Source organism: Curtobacterium sp. PhB142 (genome assembly GCF_004341255.1).
GTDB lineage: Bacteria > Actinomycetota > Actinomycetes > Actinomycetales > Microbacteriaceae > Curtobacterium.
Window position 1 is genome coordinate 17874 of record NZ_SLUT01000007.1, and the last position, 17558, is coordinate 35431.

The 17558-nt window shown below is 71.9% G+C and carries 17 protein-coding genes; 5 read left to right on the plus strand and 12 right to left on the minus strand.

The features are described 5' to 3' along the window. Nucleotides 1-42: 42 nt before the first annotated feature. The 6 genes from EDF31_RS14270 to EDF31_RS14295 are packed head-to-tail and all read right to left on the minus strand — an operon-like array spanning nucleotide 43 to nucleotide 7608. Nucleotides 43-1719 carry an amidase gene (locus EDF31_RS14270; RefSeq protein ID WP_131846593.1) on the minus strand — a complete coding sequence of 559 codons (1677 nt, stop codon included), beginning with the start codon at nucleotides 1717-1719 and terminating at the stop codon, nucleotides 43-45. Then, complete coding sequence (locus EDF31_RS14275; RefSeq protein ID WP_131846594.1) at nucleotides 1716-2627, minus strand: carbon-nitrogen hydrolase family protein; 912 nt, start codon at nucleotides 2625-2627, stop codon at nucleotides 1716-1718. The genes EDF31_RS14270 and EDF31_RS14275 overlap by 4 nt, the downstream gene beginning before the upstream one ends. Next, entirely contained in the window at nucleotides 2624-3724 is a 1101-nt protein-coding gene (gene rutA / locus EDF31_RS14280) for a pyrimidine utilization protein A (RefSeq protein WP_131846595.1), read from the minus strand. Before rutA ends, EDF31_RS14275 begins: the two co-directional genes overlap by 4 nt. Before the next feature lie 55 nt (nucleotides 3725-3779). Further along, nucleotides 3780-4817, minus strand: a complete 1038-nt coding sequence (locus EDF31_RS14285) for an ABC transporter permease (protein ID WP_131846596.1) — start codon at nucleotides 4815-4817, stop codon at nucleotides 3780-3782. Continuing rightward, nucleotides 4817-6430, minus strand: a complete 1614-nt coding sequence (locus EDF31_RS14290) for a sugar ABC transporter ATP-binding protein (RefSeq protein WP_243650060.1) — start codon at nucleotides 6428-6430, stop codon at nucleotides 4817-4819. Before EDF31_RS14290 ends, EDF31_RS14285 begins: the two co-directional genes overlap by 1 nt. Then, a complete protein-coding gene (locus EDF31_RS14295) occupies nucleotides 6427-7608 on the minus strand; it encodes a sugar ABC transporter substrate-binding protein (RefSeq protein WP_131846597.1) in 1182 nt (393 codons plus the stop codon). The genes EDF31_RS14290 and EDF31_RS14295 overlap by 4 nt, the downstream gene beginning before the upstream one ends. 624 nt (nucleotides 7609-8232) lie before the next feature. Here EDF31_RS14295 and EDF31_RS14300 point away from each other — a divergent pair. Both EDF31_RS14300 and EDF31_RS14305 read left to right on the plus strand, forming a co-directional pair. Next, nucleotides 8233-8748, plus strand: a complete 516-nt coding sequence (locus tag EDF31_RS14300; RefSeq protein WP_123341258.1) for an NAD(P)H-dependent oxidoreductase — start codon at nucleotides 8233-8235, stop codon at nucleotides 8746-8748. Then, a complete protein-coding gene (locus EDF31_RS14305; protein ID WP_123673676.1) occupies nucleotides 8745-9248 on the plus strand; it encodes a flavin reductase family protein in 504 nt (167 codons plus the stop codon). The genes EDF31_RS14300 and EDF31_RS14305 overlap by 4 nt, the downstream gene beginning before the upstream one ends. A gap of 83 nt (nucleotides 9249-9331) precedes the next feature. Here EDF31_RS14305 and EDF31_RS14310 read toward each other — a convergent pair whose 3' ends face one another. From EDF31_RS14310 to EDF31_RS14330, 5 genes are all read right to left on the minus strand, one after another. Next, nucleotides 9332-10408: an ABC transporter permease gene (locus EDF31_RS14310; protein ID WP_131846598.1), complete on the minus strand. Its 1077-nt coding sequence runs from the start codon at nucleotides 10406-10408 to the stop codon at nucleotides 9332-9334. Beyond that, complete coding sequence (locus EDF31_RS14315; RefSeq protein WP_131846599.1) at nucleotides 10405-11286, minus strand: ATP-binding cassette domain-containing protein; 882 nt, start codon at nucleotides 11284-11286, stop codon at nucleotides 10405-10407. Before EDF31_RS14315 ends, EDF31_RS14310 begins: the two co-directional genes overlap by 4 nt. Nucleotides 11287-11601: 315 nt before the next feature. Next, on the minus strand, nucleotides 11602-12309 hold the full coding sequence (locus tag EDF31_RS14320) for a response regulator transcription factor (RefSeq protein WP_131846600.1): 708 nt from the start codon (nucleotides 12307-12309) through the stop codon (nucleotides 11602-11604). After that, nucleotides 12291-13565, minus strand: a complete 1275-nt coding sequence (locus tag EDF31_RS14325) for a sensor histidine kinase (protein ID WP_243650062.1) — start codon at nucleotides 13563-13565, stop codon at nucleotides 12291-12293. The genes EDF31_RS14320 and EDF31_RS14325 overlap by 19 nt, the downstream gene beginning before the upstream one ends. 10 nt (nucleotides 13566-13575) lie before the next feature. After that, on the minus strand, nucleotides 13576-14250 hold the full coding sequence (locus tag EDF31_RS14330; RefSeq protein ID WP_131846601.1) for a peroxiredoxin-like family protein: 675 nt from the start codon (nucleotides 14248-14250) through the stop codon (nucleotides 13576-13578). Nucleotides 14251-14396: 146 nt separating this feature from the next. Here EDF31_RS14330 and EDF31_RS14335 point away from each other — a divergent pair, with 146 nt between their 5' ends. After that, nucleotides 14397-14735 carry a YciI family protein gene (locus tag EDF31_RS14335; RefSeq protein ID WP_131846602.1) on the plus strand — a complete coding sequence of 113 codons (339 nt, stop codon included), beginning with the start codon at nucleotides 14397-14399 and terminating at the stop codon, nucleotides 14733-14735. Here the strand turns inward: EDF31_RS14335 and EDF31_RS14340 are convergent. Next, a complete protein-coding gene (locus tag EDF31_RS14340; RefSeq protein WP_165901435.1) occupies nucleotides 14641-15894 on the minus strand; it encodes an MFS transporter in 1254 nt (417 codons plus the stop codon). The two genes, EDF31_RS14335 and EDF31_RS14340, sit on opposite strands and share 95 nt — an antisense overlap. Before the next feature lie 23 nt (nucleotides 15895-15917). On the opposite strand from EDF31_RS14340, the gene EDF31_RS14345 reads away from it, so the two are divergent. Then, on the plus strand, nucleotides 15918-16478 hold the full coding sequence (locus EDF31_RS14345; protein ID WP_131846604.1) for a TetR/AcrR family transcriptional regulator: 561 nt from the start codon (nucleotides 15918-15920) through the stop codon (nucleotides 16476-16478). A gap of 140 nt (nucleotides 16479-16618) precedes the next feature. Then, nucleotides 16619-17512, plus strand: coding sequence for a hypothetical protein (locus tag EDF31_RS14350; RefSeq protein WP_207896233.1), 894 nt, complete (start codon nucleotides 16619-16621; stop codon nucleotides 17510-17512). The last annotated feature ends 46 nt before the right edge of the window (nucleotides 17513-17558 follow it).

Consider the following 17558-nt stretch of genomic DNA (forward strand, 5'->3'; position numbering starts at 1 on the left):
TGCCAGGCGCGTCGTCGGGCGGCGCCCTCGTCGATGGTGCGGCTACTGATCGGTCGGCCCTCGCACGGCGGACGACGGCGGCACCAGGCGGTGGTGCGTCGTGACCCGCTGGAAGGCGGCGGCCGTGGACAGCACCAGGCGGTCGTCCCACGGCCGCGCGACGAGCTGCACGCCGACGGGCAGACCGTCGGGCGCGGTACCCGCCGGCATCATCAGTGCCGGGAACCCCACGTAGTCGAACAGGCGGGTGTTCCGGGGGATGACGTCGTGCAGGTTGAACCGCTCACCGTCGACGGACATCGTCAGGTCGTCGAGTCGAGGAGCGGTGGCCCCGATGCCGGGGGTGAGCACCACGTCCACGCCCGCCTCGTCCATCCGCGCGACCATCGCGGCCTGCACGAGCGGGCGGCGGCGGAGCGCCCGGAGGTAGTCCGCCGCGGTCGGCAGGAACGACACGTCGAACCGGGCTCGGGTCCCGGCGTCGAACAGGTCGGCCGTGGCGGTGTTGGCCTCCTGGTTCGCGGCGAGTTCGCCGTAGAAGACGGTCCAGCACTCCGCGTCGATCGACTCGAGGTCGTCGAACTCGATCGGCACGAGGGTCGCTCCGAGGGCGCGGAACTGCTCGATCGCGGCGGCGTGGGCGTCGAGCACCGCGGTGTCGACGCGTTCGGTGAACCAGCCGCGCGGCACCCCGATGCGGAGCCCCTCGACCCGTTCCGCTGCCGCCTCGATGAGCGGGACGGCGGTGAACGTCGTCGGGTCCTCGCCGTCGGACCCGGCGATGACCGCCAGGACGAGCGCGAGGTCCTCGGCGGAGCGGGCCATCGGTCCGACGTGGTCGAGGGTCCACGACAGGCTCGCGACCCCGGTGCGCGGCACGAGGCCGTAGGTCGGCTTGATCCCGGTGGTGCCGCAGAGTGCGGACGGCACGCGGATCGACCCGCCGGTGTCCGATCCGAGCGCCAACGGGACGATCCGGGCGGCGAGCGCCGAACCCGACCCGGTCGACGAGCCACCGGTCCAGCGCTCGGGGTCCCAGGGGTTCCGCACGGCACCGTAGCGGGCGTTGTGCGGCCCCCCGCAGGCGAACTCCGTCGTGGCCGCCGTGAACACGGGGATCGCGCCGGCTGCACGGAGTCGGGCCACGACGGTCGCGTCGGCCGGGGCCACACGGTCGCCGGTCTGGAGCGAGCCGCTCGTGACGATCGTCGCCGCGACGTCGATGATGTCCTTCACTGCGAACGGGATGCCCTCGAGCGGCCGGGCCTCGTCGTCCGCCCAGCGGCGGGTGGACTCGGCGGCGGCTGCCTCGGCTCCGTCCACCAGGCGCAGGACCGCGTCCGACCAGACGTCGTCGCTCGTCCAGTGCGGAGCGAGTGCGGCCAGGACGGCGGACGGGGTGGTGGTGCCGGAACGGTAGGCGTCGAGGAGCTCGACGACCGTGGCAGCGGCGGGGTCGGCGGCGGCGGGGCGGGACGCCGACGGCGCGTCTGCGGGCCGGGCCGGGGTCGTGTCGGCGCCCGTGCCCGGTGTCGCCGCCACGGCCGGCGCCGCGTCGATCGCTGCGCCCAGGAGCCGACCGAACAGCTGCGCACTGTGTGCCGGTTCCGCGCGCAGCGCCGACGGGGCTGCCGGCAACGGGTTCGCGCGGCTGACGGCCAGCGCCCGGTCGAGCTGCGGGGCGATGGTGCCGCGGACCACGGCGGCGACGTCCGTCACGCGGGGACCGCCGCCGGTGCGTGGGCGTCGGCGAGGTACCGGAACACCCCGGGCTGGCGGTCGCGTCCGAGCGGGAAGTCGTGGCGTGCCGCGGCGACCTCGCCGACGTCGACGGTGGCCCGGATGATCGGCCCCGCCTGGTGGGCCGGTGCCGAGACGACCAGGTCGCCCCGCGGTGAGACGACCGACGACCGACCGAAGTAGCTCACGGTCTTGCCGTCGACGGTCTCCTCGCCACCGCGGTTCGGGGCGACGATCCACGTCTGCGTCTCGAGCGCGCGGACCTGCAGTTCCTGGGTGAACAGGGTCTCGCGGAAGCCCATCGACGACACGAGCACGAGCATCACCTCGGCACCGGCGGCCCGCGATGCGAGCCAGTACTCCGGGAAGCTCCGGTCGTAGCAGATGAGCATCCCGAAGCGGGTGCCGAGCGCGTCGAACACGACCGGCCCGGAGCCGGCGGCGAAGTAGTGCTTCTCGTCGACGTCGGAGATCGCGTTGGTCGGGATCGAGGTCTTGCGGTACGACGCCACCTGCTCGCCGTGCACGTCGGTGCCGTGCACGAGCGTGCCGTCGGCGTCGATGAGCACGGCGCTGTTGTACTGCGCGTCGCCCGCGTCCTCGTACAGGCCGAAGGCGACGGCGGTGCCCAGACGCTTCGCCGCCGCTGCGAACCGTGCGGTTGCGGGGCCGGGGACGGGCTGCGCCCAGGCCTTGCGGCTGTCGTTGACCACGCCGCAGAAGTAGGGCGTGGTGCAGAGCTCGGGGAACACGACGAGGTCGGCGCCGTCGGCCGCCTGTTCGAACAGGGCGATGAGCTCGTCGAGCGCGACGTCGCCGTCGGCCGGGGTCTGTCCGGCCTGCACGACCGCGACCTCGATGACCGGTCGGCTCCCTGCGGCGCTCATGCGGTGACCGCGCTCGGAGCAACGGACTCCACGCCCTCGCGGGTGCGCATCAGCGGCTGGATGCGGGTGCCGAAGTCGTCCATGCCCTGCAGGAAGTCGTCGAACACGACCATGATGCCCTTCGTGCCCTCGACGACGGCGGCCTCGTCGAGCATCGCAGCGACCTGCTCGTACGAGCCGACCAGCGTGCCCATGTTCATGTTCACGGCGCCCTCGGGCAGGGAGATCCGCTTGGCGGTGTTGCCCTCCTCACCCTCGGTGTCGGTGAGCGCCTGGCCCGTCATCCACGAGATCGCCTCGACGTCGACGCCGTCGTTGTAGAGCGCCCACTTGGCCTGGGCGGCCTCCTCGGTCTCGTCGGCGATGATCATGAACAGCACGTACGAGCCGACGTCACGACCGGTCTTCGCCCGCGCCTCGATGAGGGCCTTGTTCTGGTCGGCGTAGGCGGTCGGGGTGTTCACGCCGACGCCCATCGAGAAGTTGTAGTCGGAGTACTGGGCGGCGAACGCCATGCCCTGCGACGACTGGCCGGCCGAGACGATCGGGATGTGTCCGGTCGGCTTCGGCAGCATCTTGCAGTCGTTCATCGTGAAGTAGTCGCCCTTGAAGTCGGACTCGCCGTGCTCCCACAGCTCCTTCATGACCTGCATGTACTCGGTCTGGTAGGCGTAGCGGCGCTTGAAGTGCACGTCGTCGCCGGGCCACAGACCCATCTGGTCGTACTCGGCCTTCTGCCACCCCGCGACGAGGTTCAGGCCGAAGCGACCGTGCGAGATCGAGTCGACCGTCGCCGCCATGCGCGCCGCGATCGCCGGGGGGATCGTCAGGACCGCAGTCGTGGCGAACAGGCGGATCCGCTCGGTGCGGGCGGCGAGACCGGCCATCAGCGTGAACGACTCGAGGTTCTCGTCCCAGAACCCGCTCGGGCCGCCGTACCCGTGCAGCTTGATCATCGACAGCGCGAAGTCGAAGCCGTACGCCTCGGCCTTCTGCACGATCTCGAGGTTCAGGTCGAAGGACGGCTTGTACTGGGGCGACGTGGTGGAGATGAGCCAGCCGTTGCTGCCGATCGGGATGAAGACTCCGATGTCCATGGGGGACTCGCTTTCTGTGGTGGGTGTCGAGCAGGGAAGGGGAGGACGAGGTGGGTCAGGAACGCTTCGCGGCGGCCTTGGCGGCGGTCGCGACGGAGTGCCGCCGGATGGTCTGCGACACGGCGACGGCGACGATGAGCGCGCCGCCGTAGAACAGCTGCTGCACGAAGTTGTCGGCGCCGAGCATCTGCAGGCCGACGACCCCGGAGAACAGGAAGTACACGGCGATGAAGGTGCCGATCGCGTTGAACCGGCCCGGGATGATGGCGGTCGCGCCGAGGTAGCAGGCGGCGAACGCCGGGAGCAGGAACGACTGTCCGCTCGACGGGTCGGCGCCGCCGAGCGTGCCGGCGTAGACGACCCCCGCGACCGCGGCGGTGAGGCCGGCGCCGACGAACGCACCGACCCGGAGGCGTCGGACGTTCAGCCCGGACAGCTCGGCGACGGTGCGGCCGGTACCGACGAACAGCAGCCGTCGGCCGACCGGGGTGGCGCTCAGCAGGACCAGGACGACGACGGTGGCGATCAGGCCGTACACGAACGCCAGCGGCAGCCCGGCGAGCCCGCGCCACCCGACCGTGGCCTGCACGAGCGCGGGGTCGATGCCCGTCACCGACGACGAGGCGCTCATCCACTGGATGATCCCGATCATGAACGTCGAGGTGCCCAGCGTGACGATGAACGAGTCGATGCGGAACCCGACGGTGAGCAGGCCGTTGACGAGCCCCACCACGACGCCGATGACGAGACCGGCGGCGATCGCGGGCACGAGCGGGATGTCCATCTTCGCGTTGAGCACGGCGATGGTCATGGCGGAGAGCGACATCGTCGAGGCGCCGGACAGGTCGAACTCGCCCGCGGTCAGCGGGAAGAGGAACCCGAGCGCCAGGATGAGCAGGACCGACTGGGACCCGAGGATGTTCTGCAGGTTGCCGAGGGTCGGGTAGGTGTCGGGCAGCGCGATGCTGAACGCGATGACGATGACGAGCCAGGCACCGAGCAGGGCGTAGCGCTCGGTGTGCCCCCATGAGAAGCGCGGGCGGGTCGGACGGACGATCGAGGTCTCGAGGACGGGGTCGGCGGTGGTGGACATCAGGCGTTCTCCTTGACGAGGGAGGGAACAGCAGCAGGGGACGGAGCAGCGGCGGACGGAGCAGCGGGTTCGGCCGCGTCGACGAGGCTCGCCACGACGGCGGCCGCGATGACGTCGCGGTCGACGCGCTCGTCGGTCAGCACGTCGTGCACGCGGCCGTGGGCGAGGACGACGACGCGGTCGCACAGTTGCGCGAGCTGGTCGTAGTCGGTGGAGGCGCAGACGATGGCGACGCCCCGCTCCGCACTCCGGCGGAGCATCGAGAAGATCGCCGAGCGGGCGCCGACGTCGATGCCCTGGGTCGGTTCCTGGAGCAGCACGAGCCGGGGGTCGTCCTGCATCCACTTCGCCAGGACGGCCTTCTGCTGGTTGCCGCCGGACAGCGTGCCGAACAGGGCGGACGGGTCGGCGGGTCGGACGTCGTAGTCACGGACCAGTCCCGCGACGTGCGACCGTTCCCGTGCGGGGGAGAGGCCGAGCAGTCCTCGGAGCTTCCCGAGGACGGGGAGCGTGACGTTCTGCTCGACGGACAGGGTGAGCGCCCCGCCCTCGCGCTTGCGGTCGGCGGGGACGTACACGACACGGCGGGCGATGGAGGAACCGGGCGACACCCGGGTCAGGTCGATCGGGGCGGCCTGCACCCCGTCGTCCCGCACGGTGAGCGATCCGGTCGCGGGTCGAGCGCCGTACAGGCCGGGCAGCACGTCCTCGACTCCAGAGCCCGCGAGGCCCGTGATGCCGACGACCTCGCCGTCGGCGACGTCGAACGACAGGCCGTCGACGACACCGACCCGGAGGTCGCGGACCGCCACGACGGCGTCACCGGTGGTCGCCGGCCGAGGGGTCCTGGCGGCGGCGCCGTCGAGCCCGCGCCCGACGATGAGCGCGACGAGTTCGTCGGCCGTCGTCGTGGCGGTGTCACGGTGCGCCTGGACCCGGCCGGCCCGCAGGACGGTGACCCGGTCGGCGTGCTCGAGGACCTCCGACATGTCGTGCGACACCAGCAGTGCCGAGGTGCGGCCGTCCGCCACCAGGTCCTTGACGACCCGGAACAGCAGGTCGGCGTCCTCCTTCGGCAGGAACACCGTCGGTTCGTCGAGCACGATGAGCGCGCGGTCGTCACCGAGTTCGGCGACGGCCCGCAGGATCGCGACGAGCGCCTTCTGGGTGTCGGAGAGCTCGTCGATCCGTGCGCGGGGGTCGATGTCGACCCCGTACCGTGCGAACAGCTCGGCGGCGGCTCGGTGCTCGGCGCCCCAGCGGACGAAGGGGCCCCGGCCGGCCACGACGGTCGCGAGCCGCAGGTTTTCCGTCACGCCCAGGGACGGGACGAGCGCGAGGTCCTGGTGGACGAAGCTGATCCCGACGCGGCGGAAGTACCCGGGCGGCACCGGCAGTGGCAGTCGGGCGCCACGGACCTCGATCGTCGCTCCCGGCTCCGGCGCGTAGGTGCCGGACAGGATCTTGATGAGGGTCGACTTGCCGGAGCCGTTCTCGCCGAGGAGCGCGTGGACCTGGCCCGGCAGGACCTCGAGGTCGACGTCGTCGAGTGCGGTCAGTCCGCCGAAGCGCTTCGTGAGTCCGCTGATCCGCAGCACCGGCACGGCGGTCACTCGGCCGCGCCCCAGATGGCCTCGTACCCGGTCTTGTACGCGTCGCCGTAGCCCTTGCTCGGCGCCGGCGGGGTGCCGGTCTCGTCGACGTTGTCCTTCGTGAAGACCTTGAGCGGGGTCTTCTCGTCGCCGTCCTCGATGATCGGGGTGTCGGTCAGGACGCGGCCGGCCTGGTCGAGCGTGGCGTACGCGAGCCACTCCATGTTCTCGCCGATGTCCATCGTGAGGACGCTGCCGTCCTGCAGGATCTTCAGCACGGCGGGGGTGCCGTTGTACGACGAGGTGAACACCTGGCCGGTCTTGCCCGCCGCGGTCACGCCGGCCTCGACGTAGAGGGTCATCGAGTCGTAGACCGGCAGCACGTAGTCGAGGTTCGGGTTGGACTGCACGGCGGACTGCACGGTCGACGAGATCTTCGTCGCCCAGTCGGCGACCGGCACGTTCGTCACCTTGACGCTGCAGCCGTCGCACTGCGCCTCGAACTCGTCCTGCATCGCCTTGACGATGCCGTCGGACGGGGGGACCTCGGAGGACGTGATGATCAGGACGTCGCCCTGACCCTTCGTCTCCTTGATGGCCCAGTCGGCGTTGAGCTTCGCGGCCTCGTGGAACGGGGCGGTCACCTGCGCGGCGACGAGGTCCTGCAGCTGGTCCGGCAGCGCCTCGCCGGTCTGGTAGGTGTGGCTGATCAGCACGGGGATCCCCGCGGCCTTCGCACGCTTCAGTGCCGGGACGATGAGCTCACCGTTGACGCCCTGCGCCAGCACGATGATGTCGGCGCCGCGGCTGATCGCCTGGTCGATGCCGGCGGAGTGCTCGGTGGGCGTGCCCTGGTTCGTGTACTCGATCCACTTCGCGCCGTACTGCTCGGCGACCTTCTCGCCGGCCTCGTCGACCGCGGTGATGAAGGGGACGGCGGACGAGTTCGGGATGTTGAAGATCGTCTTGCCGGCGATCCCCGACATGTCGAAGGGCTCGCCCTTGAAGGTGAACTCGGGGTCGACGCTGGCCGCCTTGATCTGGCTCGTGGCGTGCTCGACCCCGGCGGTGTCGTCGCCGGAGGTCGTCGACGCGGTCGAGGTGGCCGAGCAGGCGGACAGGAACAGCACGCCGGAGAGTGCGGCGGCGAGGAGCGCGGGGCGGGGGAGACGCGTTCGGGACGGTGCGGGGGACGACATCGGTCGGGGACCTCCTGGACGGGTGGAGCAGGGAAGGTGCGGGGAAGCTGCAGCGGGTACGACGAACACCCCGCGGCGCGGGGTGGCGTGTGCAGGGAGCCGGGAGACGTTCACCGGCGGCGGGGCGTCGGGGTGACGCCGGCCGCTGCAGTGGGGCTGATGCGAATGTAACGGCAGTGGGGAGCCAGCAGACGGTCGCCCGGTAACGGTCCTGTTAGGCGTTTGTTTCGCTGGTGTTAGGCCACCCGCCGCGATGGTGCGCGCGGGGCGTCCGCCGCGTGGTTCCGCGGGGGACGACTGCGCCACCGCGGCCTGTGCACGCGCGGATCCGGGCGGTGACGGGGCGGCGACGGCGGGGCGAAACACGCCGGACGCATCCGAGGCGACTTCCGGTAACGGCGCTCTCACAATTCGGTGCGACGGCCGCGCACGGCGGCTGGCGGAATGCCCAGGGGCCCCGGCCGCACAGCCCGGCTGACCGGGACATTCCGGCGTTGCCGGTCCGGGGGCCGCTGGCGTAACCCAGCCGATACGGATCCGGCACGGCGGCGAAACGAACGAGCGGTGGACTGCACCAACGACCCGCTGCACCGACCACCCAGCCACCACGACAGGAGCACCCCGATGATCACCACCGTCGTCGCCGGCAACCCCAAGCCGGCCTCACGGACGCTCGACGCCGCGACGGTCGTGCTCGAACGCCTCACCGGTCGCGCCCCGGACCACGTCGTCGACGTCATCGACCTCGGCGCCGGCCTCCTCGGCTGGGGCGACACAGCGGTGTCCGACGCCGTCCGGACCGTCGCCGGCTCCGACCTCGTGGTCGTCGCGTCGCCGACGTTCAAGGCGACCTACACCGGCGTGCTCAAGCTGTTCCTCGACCAGTTCGGCACCGCAGACGGACTCGCCGGCGTCGTCGCGGTACCACTCATGCTCGGTGCCGGTCCCGCCCACGCGCTCGCCCCGGAGGTCTTCCTCAAACCGGTGCTGGTCGAACTCGGCGCGACCGTCCCCGCCCCCGCTCTGTACCTGAACGACAAGCAGTACTCGGACCCCGCATCGACCGACGTCTGGCTCGCCCGCTGGCGGGACGTCGTCCTCGGTGCGACCGCCAGCCACCAGGAAGGAACCGCGTCATGATCAGCCCCTACTCCACCGAGGCCCCGGACCTCTCCGCACTCAAGCAGGCGTTCTCGGGCTTCCCCTGCGGTGTCGCCGCTCTGTCCGCCGTCGTGGACGGCGAACCGACCGTGCTCGTCGCGTCGTCGTTCACCGTCGGGGTCTCGCAGGACCCGCCGCTGGTGATGTTCGCGGTGCAGCACACCTCGACCACGTGGCCGGTGCTCCGCGACGCCGGCACGATCGGCGTCTCGATCCTCGGCGAGGGGCACGCGCAGGTCACGCGGCAGCTCGCCTCACGCGACAAGTCGGTCCGGTTCGTCGGGGTCGACACGACGGTCGCCGACACGGGAGCGGTCTTCCTGCAGGGGGCCCCGATCTGGCTGGAGTGCTCGGTCGAGCACACCTACCCGGCCGGCGACCACGACATCGTCGTGCTCCGGGTGCTCGGACTCATGTCCGACTTCGCGCACAGCCCGCTGGTCTGGCACCGGTCCGCCTTCGCGACGCTGAGCGCCTGACCGGCGCGGGCAACGGACAGGAGGCCCGGATCACGTGAGCCGACCTGCTCACGTGATCCGGGCCTCCCGGTCAGATCGCGGCGTCAGCCGCGCAGCGCCTCCGTCAGCTTCACGCGACTACCCGTCCGCAGCAGCGCGTTCTCGTAGACGCGGGCACCCACCAGGACGACCACGACCACCGCGGCGACCACGATCAGGAGCGACAGGATCGGCTCCCACCACTCGGCCGTGCCGAGGAAGATCCGCATCGGCATGCCGATCGGTGCACTGAACGGCACGTACGACATGATGCCGAGCACCGTCGGGTTGTCGTACGCGACGATGATCAGGATGTACGGGATCATCACGAGCATCATCACCGGCGTGGTGACGCTGCCGACGTCCTCCTGACGCGACACCAGCACGGCCGCCGCGGCGAACAGCGACGCGATGAGCACGAAGCCGACGGCGAAGAACCCGACGAACCACAGGATGCTCGGGCCGAGCATCGAGAACATGTTGTCCTGCCCGGTCACCGCCAGGGTGACGACCGCGGCGATGGCCACGGCGACGATCTGCGCGAACGCCATCACGCTGTTGCCGAGGACCTTGCCTGCGAGCAGCGCCCTGGCCGAGATCGCGGACATCAGGATCTCCACGACCCTGGTCGACTTCTCCTCGACCACGCTCTGCGCGATGGACTGGCCGAAGGTCACGGCCGAGGCGAAGTACACGACGCCGAACGCGATGGCGATGAGGTAGACGAGTCCGCCGGGCAGCGCGTCCGGGTCGAGCAGTTCGATCCGCGGTGTGACGCTCAGCGCGGAGACGACGTCGGTCGGGGCCTCGTCGAGGCCGACGACCTTGTAGCCGAGCGGGTCGTCGGACGGCACGATCGCGGCGTCGACGTCGCCGGCACGCACGAGCCGTTCGGCGTCCGCCACCGAGGTGGAGTCCGTGACGTCGAGGCCCGCGGTGGTGGGCAGCGAGACACCGTCGACCACGGCGACCGGCGTGGTGTCGTCGGCGGTGGCCTTGCCGACGATGCCGCCGACCACGATGGACGCGACGACCATGCCGATCAAGATGAGGGCGGAGACCACGAAGGCCTTGCTGCGGATGCGTGCCTGGATCTCGCGAGCGGAGACGAGCCGCACGGCCTGCACGAAGGAGTTGTTCATCGGATGACCTCCCGGAAGACCTCGCTGAGCCGCGGAACCCGCGGGGCGAACGAGCCGACGGTGCCCTGCTGGACGGCCCGCTGCAGGACGTGTTGGGCGGTGGACGGGTCGGCCTCGAAGACGGCGTAGCCGCCGTCGAACTCGCGGACCGTCACACCGGGCTCGTCGCGGAGCCAGGCGACGTCGCCGTCGACCAGCAGCTCCCAGGCGGCGGGCCCGGCCTGCTTGCGGAGTTCGTCCTGCGGGCCGGCGGCACGGATGGTGCCGCCCGCGATCACGACGACGTCGTCGCAGAGCCGTTCGACGACGTCGAGCTGGTGGCTCGAGAACAGCACCGGGACCCCGCGCGCCGCGGTCTCGCGCAGGACGCTCAGCACCGTGTCGACGGCCATCGGGTCGAGGCCCGAGAACGGCTCGTCGAGCACCAGCACCTCGGGGTCGTGGGCGAGCGCCGCGGCGATCTGCACCCGCTGCTGGTTGCCGAGCGACAGCTTCTCGACGGCGTCGTCGGCGTGGCCGGTCAGCTCGAGCCGTTCGAGCAGCTCGGTGGTCCGCGTGGTCGCCGCGCGCTTGTCGACGCCGTGCAACCGGGCCATGTAGGTGATCTGCTCGGCCACCGGCATCTTCGGGTACAGCCCGCGTTCCTCGGGCATGTAGCCGAAACGGCGGCGGTCGGCGGGCCGGACCGCGGTGCCGTCGATCGAGACGGATCCCGCGTCGGCCTGCAGCACGCCGAGCATGATGCGCATGGTGGTCGTCTTGCCGGCACCGTTGCCGCCGACGAACCCGGTGAGGCGGCCGTTGCCGACCGTGAACCCCACGTCGTCGAGCACCCGGCGGTCGCCGAAGTGCTTGGTCACCCCTTCGATGGTGAGCATGTCGTACCCCTCTCGCGACGGCCTGCGCCGCCTGCGTCGACGCTATTGGCCGGGAGGCACGGGGCGCCTCCGCCATCCGGCGGGACTTGGGTGGGGGCGGCTCCACCGCGCGGGGGAGCGGGCGGGCGGGCGGCGGGCGGTGGGCACGGTGCTGGGTTGTTCGGCGGGTGGGGCTCTGGTTGCTCGGTGCGTCGTCGTGGCGGGGCACGGTGCGGTCAAGGCTGCACGGGGTGAGCGAGGGCGCACGGTGCGGGCGTGGTGCGAGCGCGGCACCGTGCGGACTTGTCCTGCCGGTGCCGGGTCGGTCGGGCTCGGTCAGCCGGCGACGCCGTGCTCGAACGCCCAGACGACGGCCTGGATGCGGTCGCGCAGCGCGAGCTTCTGCAGCACGTTCGACACGTGGGTCTTCACGGTGGCGTCACCGACGTACAGCTCGGCGGCGATCTCGGCGTTGCTGAACCCCCGGGCGAGCAGCCGGAGCACCTCGGTCTCGCGCTCGGTGAGCCCGGCTGCTGCCAGGGCGGCGTCGCCGGAGCGGTCGGGGGCACGGCTGCTCGCAGCCGGCGCCGCCGTCGCCCGGCTGATCACCCGGCGCGTGACGTCAGGCGCGAGCAGGGCGTCCCCGGCCGCGACGGTCCGCACGGCGTCGATCAGCCGTTCGGGGGAGGCGTTCTTCAGCAGGAAGCCGCTGGCACCCGCCTCGAGCGCCTGGAACAGCGCGTCGTCGCTGTCAAACGTCGTCAGGATGAGCACCGCCGGCGGGTCCGGCAACGCTGCGATCCGCCGTGCGGCCTCGAGCCCGTCGACGCCGGGCATCTGCACGTCGAGGCACACCACGTCGGGGCGCAGGGTCTGGACGGCCTCGACCGCACGGGCGCCGTCGGGGGCCTCGCCGACCACCCGGAACCCCGGCTCGGACTCCAGGATCACGCGGAACCCTGCCCGCACCAGCTCCTGGTCGTCTGCGAGCACGATCGTCAGGTCGGTCGGGTCGACCGCGTCGTTCACGTCGTCGGCAGCCATGCCCGCACCAGGTAGCCTCCCCGGGCGCGTGGCCCGATCTCGATCCGTCCGTCCACCGCGGCGACCCGCTCCCGCATGCCGATGTGCCCGAGGCCGCTGCCCGACGGGTTCCGCGCAGCACGGTCGCCGTGCCCGTCGTCGGTGACCTCGACCTCGACGCCGTCGTCGAGGTACCGGAGCCGGACGTCCGCGCGGGCGGTGGGGCCGGCGTGCTTGAGGACGTTCGTCACGGCCTCCTGCACGATCCGGTACGCGACGGCGGCGACCGTCGGCGGCACGGGACGCTCGTCGCCCACGACCACGTACTCGGTCGGGTGACCGGCGACCCGAGCGGACTCGGCGAGCTCGACGATGCGTGCGATGCCCTCGGTGCTCGGAGCGTCCCCGACACCGCGGTCATCCGTGCCGGGTTCGTCCGCCGACCGCAGGGTGCCGAGCATCCGCCGGAGTTCCTCGACAGCCGTGCGCGCGCTCTCCTCCACCACGCCGAGCGATGCCGTCGCCTGCTCGGGATCACGGTCGATGACCCGTCGGGCAGCGCCGGCCTGCACACCCATCAGGGACACGTGGTGCGCGACGACGTCGTGCAGTTCGCGGGCGATCCGGACCCGTTCGATGGTGACGGCCTGGGCAGCGCTGCGCTCCCGTTCGGCCGCTAGCTCCGCGGTGCGTTCGTCGAGCTGGTGCCGGGCGACGGCCGAGGCCCACGCCCGGTTGCCCGCGTACCAGGCAACGCCGAAGTAGACGACGTTGATCACGATGTTCAGCAGCGAGTAGGCGATGTACGGCGGGATGAGCGAACCCTCGTCGTTCGGCAGTGCGTTCGGCACCGCCCACCCGAACGAGATCGCGAGGAACAGCCACGCGAACATCCCGCCGATGACGACCCACCGGACCGCCTCGGCACGGACCCGGTCGGAGCACCACGCGCCGACCGAGTACAGCGAGATGAACAGGGTGAAGTTCACGACGAACAGCTCGGGGACGTGCAACAGCTGGGTGGCTGCGAACGCCAGCGCGGACACCACGGCGGCCGACATCGGGAACCGGCGGCGGAACGCGATCGGGACGGCGTTCGCGATGATCATCAGGGCAGAGACCCACCAGGCCGCCTGGTCGTCGCCGTAGATGCCGGACGCCCCGTACAGGACGGTGGTGATCGCCAGGCCCCCGGCGAGGACGAGGGCGAGCACGGCGTCCTGCCGGTGTTCGCGGCGCCCCACCGGCAGCCGTGACCACTCCGCCGTCGTCCCCATGCAGCAAACGCTAGCGGGTGCCGCCCCCGTCCAGGCCGTCGAGGGCCGCGAGGACCGTCGTGACCTCGGTGCGCGTCGTGTAGTCGACGTGCACGTCCACGAACCGGACAACACCGTGCTCGTCGATGACGAAGACCGACGGGAACGGGATCGCGGCGGTTCCGTCGGCGTTGCTGTCGGCGACGTCGAACCCGAGCTCCGTGTGGGCTGCTCGTGCCTCGGTGCTCGGAGCCGTGACGACGCCGAACCGACCGGCGAGCACGTTCTCCGGGTCGGACAGGACCGGGAATGCCAGCTCGCCGTTCGCGATCGACTGCTCGGTGCCCTCGGGGGTCTGCGGCGAGACGGCGACGAGGCGTGCCCCGCGTCCCTGCAGCGCGGGGAGCAACTCCTGCTGGTAGGTGCGGAGCGTGAGGTTGCAGTACGGGCACCAGGCGCCGCGGTAGAACACGATCACGGTCGGCGTGTCACCACGCGCGGCACCCAGTGACGTGGCGGCGCCCGTCGCGTCCAGCAGTGGAGCGTCCGGGGCGTCGTCGCCGACGGTGAGGACACCGTCGGGGACGCCGTCGGCACGGAGGTCCGCCTGTTCCCGATCGAACACGGCGCTGAGCTCGGGGCCGATCTGCGCGGTGAAGCCGTCGTTGAACTCGTCGACTCGACGAGCGATGGTGTCGTGGGGCATCGGGTACTCCGTGGTCGTGGGCGGCCGGGTCGCCGTCGGAGGGAGCGTAGGCACGGCCCGGGCTCGCGGTCCCGTTGCTCGTCACGGAGCGTCACGGAACCGGGCGGTCGGGGAGTAGCCTCCCGCCAACGAGCAGGGGAGTCACCATGCAGTTCCTCGTCAACGTCATCGACGACGGGCAGGCCGACGCCGCCGGTCGGACGGAGTCCGCCACCCAGGCCGAGGCCACTGCGGTCGATGCCCTGAACGAACGCCTGGGCGACGCGGTCGTGTTCGCCGCCGGGGTGTCGGCCCCCGCCGACGGCACCGTCGTCGACGCCCGTGGCGGCGGTTCGGACACCACGCCCGGACTGGTGGCCGACAGCGCCGAGTTCGTCGCGGGCTTCTGGGTCATGGAGCTGCCGGATGCCGAGACGGCGCTCCGTGTGGCGCACGAGGCGTCGCAGGCGTGCAACCGGAAGATCGAGCTGCGTCCACTGCTGTGACGCGGGTACCGCTCCTCGGCCCGCTCCGCTTCCCGACCACGGCGGGCACGGCGCTCGCCGCCGTGACGAGCGCCCCGACCACGAACGTCGGCGCGTAGCCCGCCGTGCCGACGAGTGCGCCCGATGCCGCCGATCCCACGGCCTGGCCGAGCACGAGCGCGACGAAGAGCATCGACGTCCCGGCCGACGACCGCGCAGCGTCGAGTTCGGTCGTCCAGGCGATCAACGCGCCGGTGGCCGCTGTGTAGCCCCAACCGAACACCGCACACGCCAGCATCGCGACCGCCGTGGACTGCGGCGCGGTACCGAGTGCGACGACGGCCACCGCCACGGCTCCCGCGGTCACCGCCCAGAGCGTCCGCGCGCGGAGTCCGCTCGTCCACCGAGCCGTCACGGCGACCGCAGCACCGCCGCCCCCGAGCGCGATCCACGCCGACACCGACACCACGACGGGCGCGCCCGCGTCGACCAGCGCGGAGCGGCCGTAGGTCCACACGACCGCCGATCCGGCACCGAAGAGCAGCGCGAGCGCGATGACCCGTCGGTGCGCCGCGAACCACGCCGTCCCCGGTGCGGCTGGTCGGTCACCGCCGGACCCGCTCCCACGGGACACCACCAGCAGCACGACGCCGACGACGAGTGCGAAGACCCCGGACCACGCCCAGGCCGCCCGCCAGTCCGGCAGGAGCACGAGTGCGAGCGCCCCGGCGGCGACCAGCCCCGGACCGGTTCCCGAGTTGACGACCGCCTGCGCCGTCCCCTGCACGGACCCCGGCACCGCGCGCGACACGAGCTGCACCAGGGCTGGTGAGGCGAGCCCGGCCCCGGTCGAGGCGACCACCGCGGCGATCCCGAAGGACCACGGCCCCGCCGCCGCCGCCATCGCGAGCGCACCGACCCCGGCGACCCCGGCGGCTGCGGCGACGAGCACCCGGGGGACGCGTGCGGCGACCAGGAACCCGACCACCGCGCCGATGCAGTACATCGCCGAGGCCCCCGAGGAGACCCATCCGGCGGCGTCCGGGCGCAGGCCGAGGTCGCGTTGGACGTCGGGCAGGAAGAGGCCGAACGCCAGGCGCACCAGCCCGTACGTCGCGGCGATCAGGGCCAGCCCGCTGCCGAGGAACACCCACTGTCGTAACGAAAACGATCGTTTCACTTTTGAGAGCCTAGGGTGCTTGCATGGCGATGCGTCCAGGAACCGAGCAGCGGCTGCTCGACGCGGCCGAGGAGCTCTTCTTCACGCGGGGCATCGCCGCCACCCCGATCGACGCCGTGCTCGACCGCGCCGGGATCTCGAGCGCCACGCTCTACCGCGGGTACGCGAGCAAGGAAGCCCTGGTCGCCGCGGCCCTCGACCGCCGGCACGACGACTGGCTCGCCACGTGGGACCGCGCGGTCAAGGCCGCTCCGGACGACCGTGGCCGCCTGCTCGCGGTGTTCGACGCGCTCGACGACTACCGGTCGACCGCCGCTGGTTCACGCTGGTGCGCGTTCCTCGGGACCGCTGCCGAGTACGCGGACGCCCCAGCCGAGGTGCACGAGGTGCTCGACCGCGAGACCGGTGCGCTCCGGAGCCGGCTGACCGAACGTGCCGCGCCCGTCGTCGGCGAGCACGCCGGGGCCCTGGCTGACCAGCTGTTGCTCGTCGTCTCCGGGTACCTGGCGATGCGCCTGCGCGATCCGTCGGTCGGCACGGCGACGGCGCGTGCGGTCGCCACGGCGCTCGTCGCAGCAGCCTGACCGCTCGCCGCAGCAGCCTGACCGCTCGTCAGCGCCCCGGGGTTCTCCGACGCTGCGCTGGGTATCTTGCCCGGTGTGCAGCGACTCTCCTCGACCCTCGTGATGCAGCGCGTGACCTCTGACGGAACGGTGCCCCTCGGATGACCCGTTCGCGCGCGTCGACGATCACCCGCAGGTCGCTGCTGATCGGGGGAGTCGGCATCGTCGCCGCGGGTGCAGCCGCCGAGGCGGTGAACCTCGACCTGCTGCCGGGTCGGGCGACGATGTACCGCGTGCTCGGGCTCAACGGTGCCGACGGCACGATCCCCGATGTCGACCCAGTCCCCTCGGTCTCCGGCACCTTCGTGTCGACCGCGCGGAAGGGACGGACCGTCGGGTGGACCATCGCCGCTCCGGAGTCGGACACCCCGCTGCCGGTGGCCGTCGCGTTGCACGGCTACGGCGACGACCACTCGGCGTTCTTCGGGCGGGAGCTCGGCTGGGACCGGTTCCTCGCGGCGCACATCACGGGTGGCGGCGCTCCGTTCGCGATCGCCTCGATCGACGGCGGCAACCGCTACTGGCACCACCGTTCCGACGGGGATGACCCCGCGGCGATGGTCGTCGACGAGTTCCTGCCCCGGATCGCGCGGCGCGGATTCGACACCGACCGGCTCGCGCTGACCGGGTACTCGATGGGCGGGTTCGGCGCCCTCCGGCTCGGCGGGGTGCTCGGTGCGTCCCGCGTCCGCGCCGTGTCGGCGATCAGTCCGGCGCTCTGGACGTCAGCAGCGGACACCGCCCGCGGAGCCTTCGACGACGCGGCCGACTTCCGTGCGAACACGGTCCTCGGTCGGCAGCGCGCGCTCGACGGGGTCGCCGTCCGTGTCGACTGCGGCAACGGTGACGGGTTCGCTCCGGCGGCGCACGCCTACGTCGACGGTTTCGCGACGCCGCCCGCCGGGGGCTTCGAGCCCGGCGCCCACACGCACGGCTACTGGCGCCGCCTGGCACCGCAGCAACTCGCCTTCCTCGGCCGTCACCTCGGTCGCTGACCCAGCCCGCGCCCTGGGCGGTCGCCGAGGCGGACGGGAGGCCCGT